The organism is Micromonospora sp. WMMC273, assembly GCF_027460285.1.
GTDB lineage: Bacteria > Actinomycetota > Actinomycetes > Mycobacteriales > Micromonosporaceae > Micromonospora > Micromonospora aurantiaca.
Map to the genome: position 1 here is coordinate 5,065,672 of NZ_JAPZBE010000001.1, position 11,436 is coordinate 5,077,107.

Annotated in this window: 9 protein-coding genes; 5 read left to right on the plus strand and 4 right to left on the minus strand. The window is 75.1% G+C overall.

The window, feature by feature from the left end:
- Positions 1–20 precede the first annotated feature (20 nt).
- The 3 genes from O7611_RS23420 to rocD all read left to right on the plus strand — a co-directional run bounded on the left by O7611_RS23420 (position 21) and on the right by rocD (position 3,218).
- On the plus strand, positions 21–899 hold the full coding sequence (locus O7611_RS23420; protein ID WP_194800537.1) for a thrombospondin: 879 nt from the start codon (positions 21–23) through the stop codon (positions 897–899).
- Between the two features lie 289 nt (positions 900–1,188).
- Complete coding sequence (gene ddaH, locus O7611_RS23425; RefSeq protein ID WP_194800723.1) at positions 1,189–2,004, plus strand: dimethylargininase; 816 nt, start codon at positions 1,189–1,191, stop codon at positions 2,002–2,004.
- On the plus strand, positions 2,004–3,218 hold the full coding sequence (gene rocD, locus O7611_RS23430; RefSeq protein WP_269698155.1) for an ornithine--oxo-acid transaminase: 1,215 nt from the start codon (positions 2,004–2,006) through the stop codon (positions 3,216–3,218). The genes ddaH and rocD overlap by 1 nt, the downstream gene beginning before the upstream one ends.
- Before the next feature lie 80 nt (positions 3,219–3,298).
- Here the strand turns inward: rocD and O7611_RS23435 are convergent, their stop codons facing one another.
- Positions 3,299–4,447 carry an FHA domain-containing protein gene (locus O7611_RS23435; RefSeq protein ID WP_135241854.1) on the minus strand — a complete coding sequence of 383 codons (1,149 nt, stop codon included), beginning with the start codon at positions 4,445–4,447 and terminating at the stop codon, positions 3,299–3,301.
- Positions 4,448–4,675: 228 nt separating this feature from the next.
- Between O7611_RS23435 and O7611_RS23440 the strand changes: the two genes are divergently transcribed.
- Entirely contained in the window at positions 4,676–5,440 is a 765-nt protein-coding gene (locus tag O7611_RS23440; protein WP_194800536.1) for a hypothetical protein, read from the plus strand.
- 51 nt (positions 5,441–5,491) lie between these two features.
- Here O7611_RS23440 and O7611_RS23445 read toward each other — a convergent pair whose 3' ends face one another.
- On the minus strand, positions 5,492–6,544 hold the full coding sequence (locus tag O7611_RS23445; protein WP_269697595.1) for a fatty acid desaturase family protein: 1,053 nt from the start codon (positions 6,542–6,544) through the stop codon (positions 5,492–5,494).
- A gap of 285 nt (positions 6,545–6,829) precedes the next feature.
- Here O7611_RS23445 and O7611_RS23450 point away from each other — a divergent pair, with 285 nt between their 5' ends.
- Positions 6,830–7,609 (plus strand): SDR family NAD(P)-dependent oxidoreductase, encoded by a 780-nt coding sequence (locus tag O7611_RS23450; RefSeq protein WP_194800534.1) that lies wholly within the window; start codon positions 6,830–6,832, stop codon positions 7,607–7,609.
- A gap of 57 nt (positions 7,610–7,666) precedes the next feature.
- On the opposite strand, the gene O7611_RS23455 is transcribed toward O7611_RS23450, so the two are convergent.
- Both O7611_RS23455 and cutA read right to left on the minus strand, forming a co-directional pair.
- Positions 7,667–11,053, minus strand: a complete 3,387-nt coding sequence (locus O7611_RS23455; RefSeq protein ID WP_194800533.1) for an SCO7613 C-terminal domain-containing membrane protein — start codon at positions 11,051–11,053, stop codon at positions 7,667–7,669.
- Positions 11,054–11,100: 47 nt separating this feature from the next.
- Complete coding sequence (cutA, locus tag O7611_RS23460) at positions 11,101–11,421, minus strand: divalent-cation tolerance protein CutA (RefSeq protein ID WP_194800532.1); 321 nt, start codon at positions 11,419–11,421, stop codon at positions 11,101–11,103.
- Positions 11,422–11,436 lie beyond the last annotated feature (15 nt).

Consider the following 11,436-nt stretch of genomic DNA (forward strand, 5'->3'; position numbering starts at 1 on the left):
CTGGATCAGGAGGTGCCATAGTGAAGATCCTGTCCCGCCGGAACTCTCCGGCGACCAGTACCGATACCAACGGCGACGGCGTGGTCGACGAGCGCGACCGGGCCGCCGAGCAGCCGGCCGACCGGCCCGTGGTCACCGACCGCGACGAGGAGCGGACCACGTACCGCAGCGCCGCCACCGCTACCGACGACGAGCGCGCCCGGGACGCGGCGACCGACCGGGACGCCCGCGACCTCGACGCGACGGCGGCCACCGACGGCCGGACGACGGCGACGGCCACCGACGGCCGGATCGCGACAGCCGACGACGAGCGGGACGCGGAGGCGCGGCGGCGGGCCGCGGACCGGGGTGCGGCGGCGCGTGCGGTCACCGGCCGCCGGGTCGACGCCGACACGCGGACGGCTCCGGTGACCGACGCCCGGACCGCCGGCGCGGTGCCCGTCGCCGAGCGCACCGCCGACCTGGACCGCGACGGCCGTCCGGACCGCACCGACCTCGACCGGGACGGCCGGCCCGACGGTACGGACACCGACCGCGACGGCCGGGTGGACCGCCCGGAGCCGTACACGACCAAGCGTCCCCGGGCCAGCCTGCTCGCCACGCTGGGCCTGATCGTCTCCGTGGTCGGGGCGATGTTCGTGCTCTCCGGCACGCTCGCCGGGTACGGCATCGGCGTCGGCGCGGCCGGCGCGGTGCTGGCGGTGCTGGGCCTGATCGCCACCCGTCGGCGGCACGTGGCCGGCAAGACCGACGCGCTGATCGGCATCGCGGTCGGCCTGGCCGCCGTGGTGCTCGGCATCGTGGCGATGACCGGCCAGTTCGACTGGCCGACCACCGACGGCGACTGGGTGGGCCGCTTCCGCGAGTGGCTCGACTCACAGTTTGGCGACTGGTTCTGACGGGCACTGTCCCGATCGCCGACGCAGGGCGTCGGCAGCCTGATCAGCTCCGGTGGTTCACCGGCCGGGCAACACCTCTTTCGGGGGCGGCGGTTCGCCGCCCCCGAAGTGTGTCCGGCGTCGGCGCAACGATCGCTCGTCGTTGACCGATTCAACGCAACGATCCGCTGCCGAACGCAACTTCTCGCGGTGGATGTCGTCTACCCGGGCCGCATAACGTTGGATCACGGCGCCAGCCCGTGGGCCGACGGTGGCCGGGCGCGCCCGACCCTGGGAGCACGACATGACGATGGACGCCATCCGCCAGCGCTTTCTGATGTGCCGGCCGACGTACTTCGCCGTCGACTACGCGATCAACCCGTGGATGGACCCCACCGCCCCGGTCGACACCGACCTGGCGATCCGGCAGTGGGAGCAGCTCCGGCGCACGTACCTGGACCTGGGCCACGAGGTCGACCTGATCGAGCCGGTCGCCGGCCTGCCGGACATGGTCTTCGCCGCGAACGGCGGCACCGTGATCGACGGTAAGGCCCTGGCGGTGCAGTTCCGCGACCCGCAGCGCGCCGACGAGGCGCCCGCGTACCGCGCCTGGTTCGAGGGCGCCGGCTTCGAGATGTACGACCCGAAGCACGTCAACGAGGGCGAGGGCGACGTCCTGCTGGCCGGTTACCACCTGCTCGCCGGCACCGGGTTCCGCACCGCGCACGCCTCGCACGCGCAGCTCCAGGAGGTCTTCGGCTACCCGGTGATCACCATGCAGCTGGTGGATCCCCGCTTCTACCACCTGGACACCGCGCTGACGGTGCTCGACGAGCGCACCGTGGCGTACCTGCCGGAGGCGTTCTCCCCCGGCAGCCGGGCGGTGCTGCGCCGGCTGTTCCCGGACGCGATCCACGCCACCCTCGCCGACGCCGAGGTGCTGGGCCTGAACGCGGTGAGCGACGGCCGGCACGTGGTGCTGCCCGCGCAGGCCACCGACCTGGCCGCGAAGCTGCGCGACCGGGGTTACGAGACCATCGGGATCGACCTGTCCGAGCTGCGCAAGGCCGGCGGCGGACCGAAGTGCTGCACGTTGCGACTCCGTCAGGGAAAGGCGAGCAAGTGATCATCGACGACATGCTGCGGACTCCGTCCGCGGTCCGGGACGCGGAGCGTCACACGGCGCACAACTACCACCCGCTGCCCGTGGTGATCTCGTCGGCCGAGGGCGCCTGGCTGACCGACGTGGACGGCCGCCGCTACCTGGACTGCCTGGCGGGATACTCGGCACTGAACTTCGGCCACCGGCACCCGAAGCTGATCGAGGCAGCGCACACGCAGCTCGACCGGCTCACGCTGACCAGCCGTGCGTTCATCCACGACCAGTTCGCCGACTTCTGCCGCGAGCTGGCCGCGCTCTGCGGCAAGGACCTGGTGCTGCCGATGAACACCGGCGCCGAGGCGGTGGAGACCGGCATCAAGGTGGCCCGCAAGTGGGGCTACCAGGTCAAGGGCGTCACGCCGGGCCGGGCCAACATCGTGGTGGCGGAGGGCAACTTCCACGGCCGTACGACCACGATCGTCAGCTTCTCCACCGACGAGGACGCACGCGCCGACTTCGGGCCGTACACCCCGGGCTTCACTGTGGTCCCCTACGGCGACCTGGACGCGCTGACCGCGGCGATCGACGAGAACACGGTGGCCGTGCTGCTGGAGCCGATCCAGGGTGAGCAGGGCGTCGTGGTGCCGCCGGAGGGCTACCTGCCGGGTGTGCGCCGGGTCTGCACCGAACGCAGCGTGCTGTTCGTCGCCGACGAGATCCAGTCGGGTCTGGGGCGTACCGGCGCGACGTTCGCCTGCGAGCACGAGGGCGTCGAGCCGGACATGTACCTGCTGGGCAAGGCGCTCGGCGGCGGCATCGTGCCGGTGTCGGCGGTGGCCGCGAACCGCGACGTGCTGGGTGTGCTCCAGCCGGGCCAGCACGGCTCGACGTTCGGCGGCAACCCGCTGGCCTGCGCGGTCGCGACCGAGGTGGTCCGGCTGCTGGCGACCGGCGAGTTCCAGCGCCGCTCGGCCGAGCTGGGTGAGCGGCTGCACGCCGGCCTGCGCGGCCTGATCGGCAAGGGCCTGGTGGCGGTACGCGGTCGCGGGCTGTGGGCCGGGCTGGACATCGACCCGGCGCTGATGACCGGCCGGCAGGCGTGCGAGCGGCTGATGGAGCGGGGTGTGCTCGCCAAGGACACGCACGGCTCGACCATCCGGCTCGCCCCGCCGCTGGTGATCACCGAAGAGGAGATCGACCACGCGGTGGCGCAGCTCGCCGCCGTGCTCGCCGGCTGAGGCCGTACGCGAGAAGGCTCACTCCGTACGCGAGGAAGGCGCCGGGACCACGACGGTCCCGGCGCCTTCGCACGTGCCCGTCACTGACGCGGCAGCCGCATCGCCATCGTCGGTGCCTCGGCCATCACCGAGTTCGGGGTGTACTTCGCGTCGCTGGTCATGTCGTCGGCGCGGCCGACCTGCACGCCCGGGTACAGCTCGATCAGGTCGCCCTCGGCGAGCACCCGGGACTGCTGCGGCGCCAGCGCGATCCGCTCGTGCTCGGCCATCGAGCCGCCGGGGCGTACGCCGGAGCCGTTGGTGCTGGTGTCGGTGACCACCACCTCGCCCACCCGCAGCTCCAGGCGGATGTGGCTGCGGCTGATCCAGCGGCGGGCCTCGTCGTTGAGCCACTGGCCGAGCGTCACCCCGCCCGGGCCGTCCGGCGCCCGGCCGATCGCCACCGGCTCGGTCTCGGTGAGCACGAACCGCTTGCGGACCAGGCCGCCGATGCGCGCCGCGAGCACCGCGGTACGCGGGCGCGGGCCGGCGTCGGAGAGCCGCGCGCCGTGCCGGGGGCAGGTCGGCGCGCCGGTACGCAGCGTGGGCGGCGGCTGCTCGGCCGGCACCCGGTCCACGGCGGCCAGGTCGGCGAAGGCTCCGCCGCCCCCACCGCCGCCGAACAGCGCGCAGCCCGGCTCGGGACAGCGCCACTTCCGGGAGAGCACCTTGACGCCGGCGGGTGAGCGGCTCCCGGTGGCCGGGTCCTGGCCGCCGCCGACGTGCGCGATGAAGACCGGCCCGCCGGCGCCCGGCACCGGGGCGAGCACCCGGCCCGCCTGCGCGACCCACGGGTACCGCCCGACGAGCCCGTCCAGCCGCGCCCGGGTGAGCACCGGCAGGCCGAGCAGGTCGGCCACCTCCAGCATCCGGTCACCGGGCTGGTCGAGCACCTCCACCAGGCCGTCGTCGGCCCACCGGCGCACCACCATCCGCTCGTTGGACGTCAGGTCGGCGTCGGACAGCAGCGCCCGGTGCACGATCGCGTAGACCGGGACGCTGTCCTCGCCGATCTGCCGGGACAGCGCGTCGATCACCATGCCGAGCCGCAGCAGGCTGGCCGGGCGTCCGCCGTCCAGGTTCTGCCAGCGGATGACCTCGGCCAGGTCGACCACGGCCCGGGCCAGCGACGGGTCGGTGCAGACCCGACCCTCGATGGCGTCGAGCACCTTGCTGATCTCGAATCTCATGCCGCAGCTCCGCACGATGTCGTCCCGTGACGCGGCCGGGGCCGTTCACCCCGCCGCGCCGCGCGCCACCACCGCGACGCGCCCTCCACCATGCGACGACCCTACCGGCCACCCCCGCCGGAGGCCTCGCCGCGCACCGCGGAAAAGGGGCGCACGCCACCCGGCGGGTGCCGTTACATTGATCGTCCGGCCCCGGTGCGGGGCCCTCTTCGCGGAGGAACATCACTGATGACGAAACGACGGCTGGCGACCACGGGGGTCGCGCTCGTCGCGGTGCTCGGCCTCGGTCTGACCGGATGCGGCGACCGGACCGGAGCGGACGCGCCAGCCGAACGGGCCGCGGCTGCGGGCTCCGCGAGCCCGGCGACGACGCCGCGTGACGAACTGACCGCCGCCATCGGGAAGCTCAACGAGCAGACGCTGCGGGTCAAGCTGGACTCGGCCATGCTCACCGCGCACGGCGTCACCGATCCGCGGGCCCGCACCATGCAGACCACCCTGACGATGGCCGCGTTCGGTGAGGTGCGGATGCTGGTCATCGGCAACGACACCTGGGTCAAGTTCGACGGTGCGCTGGGCGAGCAGCTCGGCGGTTCCCGGAAGTGGCTGCGCATGGACACCGGCGACGGCGTGATGCCGGTGGACGACCCGGGCGGCGTCAAGAAGCTGCTCGCCGCGGTGGTCGACGTCCGCGGCTCGGGTGACCGCTCGTACGCCGGGACGCTCGACTACACGCGCAGCGGCGCCACCGGGAAGGCGCTCACGGCGGCGGGCGACAAGGCGAAGGCGCTGCCGTTCACCGCGACCGTCGACGAGCAGGGGCGCCTCAGCACGTTCAAGATGGACATGACTCCCATCGATGCGTCGCTCGGCGAGATGTCCGTCGCCTACTCCGAGTTCGGCACGCCGGTGAAGCTGAGCCCGCCCGCCCCCGGCGCGGTGGAGGAGGCACCTGCGGCAATCGCCGCGGCCTTCTCGGGGTCCGGGTCCTGACCTGACGCCGGGCGGAGGCGCCCCCACTCGCCCCCGCCCGGCCCGCCGCGCTCAGGCCGCGCGCAGCGGCCGGCCCACGTCGTGCAGGTGCGCCAGGGCCTGCCGGTACGACTCGAACAGCCCGGTCTCCGCGTACGGGACGCCCTGCTCGGCGCAGTACGCCATCACCAGCGGCCGGGCCCGGCGCAGGTTGGCGCGCGGCATGTTCGGGAACAGGTGGTGCTCGATCTGGTAGTTGAGCCCGCCCAGCGCCAGGTCGACGAACCGGCCGCCACGGACGTTGCGCGACGTCAGCACCTGCTTGCGCAGGTAGTCCAGCTCGTCGTCGGCGGTGGGCATCGGCATGCCCTTGTGGTTCGGGGCGAACGAGCAGCCCATGTAGAGGCCCCACAGCCCCTGGTGCACGGCGACGAACAGCAGCGCCTTCGCCGGTGACATGACCGCGAACAGCAGCCCGAGGTAGCCGGCGGCGTGCACGGCGAGCAGCAGCGCCTCCACGGCCCGGTGCCGCATCGGCACCCGCCACCGCCCGTCCGGTTCCCGGCCGACGAGCGCCTGCACGCTCGCCACGTGCAACGCCAGCCCTTCCAGCAGGAGCAGCGGGAAGAACAGCCACGCCTGGCGGCGGGCCATCCACCGGCTCAGGCCACGCGTGGCCATCGCCTGCTCGTACGTCCAGACCAGCGCGCCCGCGCCGACGTCCGGGTCCTCGTCGGTGTGGTTCGGGTTGGCGTGGTGCCGGTTGTGCTTGTCGACCCACCAGCCGTAGCTGAGCCCGACCGCGAGGTTGCCGGCGACCAGTCCGGCCGCCTCGCTCGGCCCACGCCGGCGGAACATCTGCCGGTGCCCGGCGTCGTGGCCGAGGAACGCCACCTGCGTGGTGGCCACCGCCATCACCACCGCCAGCGGCACCTGCCACCACGAGTCACCGACGAGCGCCACCACGACCCAGCCGGCCAGGAACGCACCGAGCGTGAGCGCGATCCGCAGCGCGTACCGGCCGGGCCGCCGCTCGAACAGCCCCGCCTCGGCGATCCGGCGGGACAGCCGCGCGTAGTCGCTGCCCCGCCGAGCCGCGGGTTCCGTCGACGTGGAAGTAGTCATGTCGCCCCCGATGCCGCGAGCCACGCTCCGTACGCGACTCTCCGTCACCGATTTTGCCGATGACCGTCGCCGTGGGTAATCCCGCAGGCCCCCGGCTCGGGGGTGGTGCTGTCCCTACCCCTCCGGGCCGACGCAGTGCAAACGATCTTCGTCACACCGCAGTGGACCCTCTCGCCGGTGGGCGCACCCCCTCTGACCAGCTAATCTGTACGTAAAGATGAGTGACACTCAGCCGAACGGCCGATAGGCCGGCTGCACGGTCATCGAGAGACGGGAGACAGCGCGGTGCGTGGATTGACGGACAAGGTGGTGCTGGTGACGGGCGGCGGTTTCAGCCCGGACCAGGTCGGCTCCGGACTCGGCATGTCCATGTGCGTCGAGCTGGCCGCCGAGGGCGCGAAGGTGGTCGTCTCCGACCTCTCCCTGGAACGTGCCGAGGCGACAGTCACCCGCGTCAAGGAAGCCGGCGGCGACGCGGTGGCGGTGGCGGCCGACGTCACCGACGAGGACTCGGTACGCGCCATGGTGAGCGCCGCCCTCGACGCGTACGGGCGCATCGACGTGCTGGTGAACAACGCCGGTGTGTTCGGCGCGTACGTGCCGCTGCTGGAGATCGAGAACAAGCAGTGGGACCTGGTCATGGAGGTCGACCTGAAGGGCGTCTTCCTGGTGACGAAGGCGACGCTGCCCCACATGCTGGAGCGCGGCAAGGGTGTCGTGATCAACGTGTCGTCGGCGTCCGGCGTGGTCGCCAGCGAGGTCGGCGCGGAGTACACCACCGCCAAGCACGGCGTCATCGGGCTCACCAAGCAGATCGCCTACGACTACGGCCACCAGGGCATCCGCGCTGTGGGCATCGGCCCCGGCGTGATCAAGACCGCCGCCTTCGAGGGTGCGGAGATCACCAGCGACTTCCCGTTCTACGACCTGACCATGCAGGCGCCCGCCGGCCGGTACGGCGAGCCGCACGAGATCGCCCGCGCGGTCTGCTTCCTCGCCAGCGACGACGCGTCATTCATCCACGGCCACACCATCCCGGTGGACGGCGGCTCGCCGATCAGGTGAGACGCACGGATGCGGCCCGGGCCGGGATCGTTCCCGTCCGGGCCGCATCCGTGCCGGTCAGCCGAGCCGGGCGACCGCGTCGCGCAGCCGGACCAGGTCGCGCCGGCGCCGCTCGTAGGTGGCGGCCAGCCCGATCAGCAGCAGCCCGCCCACTCCCAGGAAGATCCAGCGGGGCAGCAGGTCCCAGCCCCGGGCCAGCTCGTGCAGCGCCAGCGGCACCAGCGTGGCCGCGCCCAGCACCACAGGCGCCTGCCAGCGCCGGGTCGCCCCGCCGAGCACGACGACGAGCGCCGCCGCGCCGAGTGCCAGCCGCCGCCACGGCTGCGGCTCACCGGAGACCAGAACCGACACGAGGCTCGGCAGGAAAGCCGCACCGAGCCCCGGGCCGAGCGCCGGCCAACTGGTCAGCCCGGGCCGGCGCCGCAGCGCCAGCAGCCCGGCGCCCAGGGCGAGCGCCGCCGCCGGCAGCGTGTACGCCTCCAGCACGACCACCCCGCCCGCGGCGAGCAGCAGCCACGCCCCGACCAGCTCGCTGCCGGCGGCCACCGCCGCCAGCACGCGACGTCCGGCCGGCGACTCGCCCCGGCGCGGCACCCGGACCGCGACGGCCACCCCCCACAGCACGCAGACCGCCGCCGCGTGCCGCAACGAACCGCCGGCGAGCAGCAGCGCGAGCAGCGCCACTGCCTGCGCCGCCGCCTCCATCGCCCACACACCCGGCCGCCCGGATCGGCGCACGCGCAGCAGCGGCACCGCGTGCAGCGTCACCGCCGCGACGGCCAGGGCGGCGAACGCCGCGGTACGCAGCGGCAGCCCCGCCGCCAGCGACGCGGTGACCGCGAACCCGGTGGCAGTCGCGACCGCGCCCAGCCACCCCGCGATCCGGACCACCGCCGGCCGCCCGGCCGCCCCGGTCACGGCACCGGCCACCACCAGCGCCCCGAGTGCGGCGAGCGTCAGCGCCCGGGTGGCGAGCAGGCCACCGAACCCGGGTACGGCGAGCACCGCCCCGAGCGGCACGAGCACCGCCGGGCGGGCAGGGGTGAGCGCGGCGACCAGCAGCGCGCCCAGCCCGATGCCGAACGCGACCGCCGGCACCACCGGCCAGGGCGCACCGGCCGCCTCCGCCAGCACCGGCAGCGCGACAGCGCCGAACGGCAGCGCGGCGAGCCACCAGGCGACGCGGCGATCCGTCGCGGCGTACGCCCCGGCGGCGACGCCCAGGAACAGCAGCACCAGCCCGGCGCGGGCGGTCCCGGCGGACGCCGCCGCGGCGGCGGGCACCCCGGACCAGGGTTGCACCGGCAGGTCCACGAGCACTGTCAGCACCACCGGGGACACCGCCAGCAACGCCACGACGGCCAGCGCGCCGCCGACCGCGCGCAGCGCGACCGCCGGCCGGGAGCCGGCCCCGGCGGCGAGCGCCAGCAGCACCCCCGCCGTGGCGTACGGCGCCACCGGTTCCCCGCCCGGCGCGACGAGCGGCACGAGGCCGGTCCCGGTGAGCGCCACGGCGAGCCCCGTCGAGGCGTACCCGCTCAGGTCGGTCCACAGGCGACGGACGGCGAGGACGACGACGACCGGCACCACGACTGCGGCGAGGGCACCCCGCAGCTGCCACCAGAGCGGCGCGCCCAGGCCGAGCAGCGCGACCGCCACAGCCGCCGGTACGGCGAGCAGCGCCACCGCGAGCGCGAGGCCGCCCACGACCGGCTGCGCGTCCCGCCCGCGCCGGCCCAGCGCGGCGAGCGCCACGCCGAGCACCGCGGTCACGGCGAGCACGGCGACGGCCCCGCCCGGGGCGGCGCAGCCGACGAGCAGCGCGTGCCCGAGCAGTACCGCCCCGGCCGACGCGGTGACCGGGACGACGACCCGTCCCCCACGCGGCCGGGCCACCGCCGCCAGCAGCAGCGCGGCGGCGGTCGCCAGATCCACGACCAGCACCAGCGGCCACGGCGTCGCCGTCACGGCCGGCGCGGCGAGGGCGACCAGCCCGGCGGCGGCCACACCGGCGAGCGGCCGGACGGCCCGGGGCGTCAGCAGCGCGACCGCCCCGGCGGTCAGCAGCAGGGCTACCGGAAGCTGCCAGCCCCAGGACGGGACCGGCACGTCCCGGCCGCCCTGCCAGGCCGGGAGGCCGACGCTCGCGGTGGCCGCGCCGACCAGGCCGGTGAGCACGACCGCCACCTGGCCCAGCGCGGCGGCCACGGCGAGCGCGCCCACGAGCGGACCGGTCCGGACCGGCGCCGGCAACGCCCGGACCGCTCCGGCGAGCGCCGCCACCACGAGGCCGGCGGCGATCAGCAGCAGCCCGGGCCGCCACTCGGCGACCGGCCGGATCAGCGCGAGAGCGAGCACCGGCACCAGCAGCCCGGTGGTCGTCGCACGCCAGAGGCGGCCACCCGCGGCGAGCGCGCCGGCGACCAGCGCCAGCGCCACCACCAGCAGCGGGCCGCCGGCCAGCAGCGGCGTGCCCGCCGCGTGGCCGACCGCCAGCGGCACCAGCGCGCAGCCGGCCGCCAGGACCAGCGCCAGGCCGTGCCCGGTCCAGCCCAGCACCCGCCCGGCCGCGAGCGCCGTGCGGCTGCCGGAGGTACGGCGGCGCAGCACGACCACGACCGCGAGGTCACCGAGCGCCACGGCGGTCAGCACCAGCGCCCAGCCGGCGGCGGTGGGCCGGAACGCGGCAGCGGCCAGCGGCAGCACCGGCTGCGCGAGCAGCCACGCCGCGAACCAGGGTGCGGTGAGGCGACTGACCAGCGCGTAACCGGCGGCCACCGCGGCGCTGCCCGCCGCCACCAGCGCCGCGTACCGGCTGCCGGGCAGGCCGGTCACCCCGAACAGGTTTACCGACCAGGCGGCGGATCCGTCCAGGACCACCAGGAGCAGCGCCACCGAGGCGAGCGTCTCGGCGGTGCCGCGCAGCCCGCGGGCCCGGGCGACGAGCGGCGCGACCAGGGCCAGCGCGGTGACGGCGAGCAGGATCAGCGCCCGGCCGGCCACCCCGAACGTGCTCCAGGCGACGGCGGTGAACACCACGGCGGCGGTGCCGAGCAGCAGCCCGCCGAGGACGAACAGCAGGCCCTGGACCGCGCGGGTGGAGGTCTCCGCGCCGCCGGGGCGTACCGCGGCGGGGGCCTGCGGGATCTGACGCGGCGGCGCCGCCGGGAGCGGCGCGGGACCGGCGGCGCGCGGCGCGGGGATCTCCTGACGGACCCGGGCGGCCAGCGCCGCCCGTCGCTGCCGGGCCGTGACCAGCCGGCCGGACAGATCCTGGTACGCGAGCCGGGCCGCCTCGACGCGCGGCACCAGCTCGGTGATCTCCCGGTCCAGCCGGACCACCTCGGCGGCAGGCGGGTAGGGCGGACGGCCGCAGCCGCGGCATCCGGCGACGAGGTCGGCCGGGGCGCCGCAACCGGGGCAGGGGTAGCCGGTGTTCTCCACCCGGCCAGCTTCGCGGGCGGCGGAGCGGACGGACAGAGTAGGAGTACCTAGGGGCGGGTCTGCTCGCGCACCCAGGCGGTGTAGCCGGGGTTGCCGCTGTCCTCCCGGCTGACCAGGATCTCCGGCACCTCGTACGGGTGGTTGGCGCGGAGCTGGTCGACCAGGGCGTCCACCCGGTCCGGCAGGGTCTTGAACCGCACCTGCCACTCGGCGGTGGTCTGGATCGCCGACTGCCACCAGTAGGTGCTGTCCACCGGGCCGCCGACCTGGGCGCAGGCCGCCAGCCGGCCGGCCACGGCCGCGGCCGCCAGCACGTCCGCGACCCCGCGGGCGTCCACCACAGTCGTCACCACGCAGATCTGCTCCACGAGCGCACCCTACGC

Bases quoted from the DNA above. Each gene is read 5' to 3' on its own strand.
- O7611_RS23440 (WP_194800536.1), top strand. From the start codon at position 4,676: ATGACGAAACGACGGCTGGCGACCACGGGGGTCGCGCTCGTCGCGGTG.
- ddaH (WP_194800723.1), top strand. From the start codon at position 1,189: ATGGACGCCATCCGCCAGCGCTTTCTGATGTGCCGGCCGACGTACTTC.
- O7611_RS23445 (WP_269697595.1), bottom strand. From the start codon at position 6,544: ATGACTACTTCCACGTCGACGGAACCCGCGGCTCGGCGGGGCAGCGAC.
- O7611_RS23435 (WP_135241854.1), bottom strand. From the start codon at position 4,447: ATGAGATTCGAGATCAGCAAGGTGCTCGACGCCATCGAGGGTCGGGTC.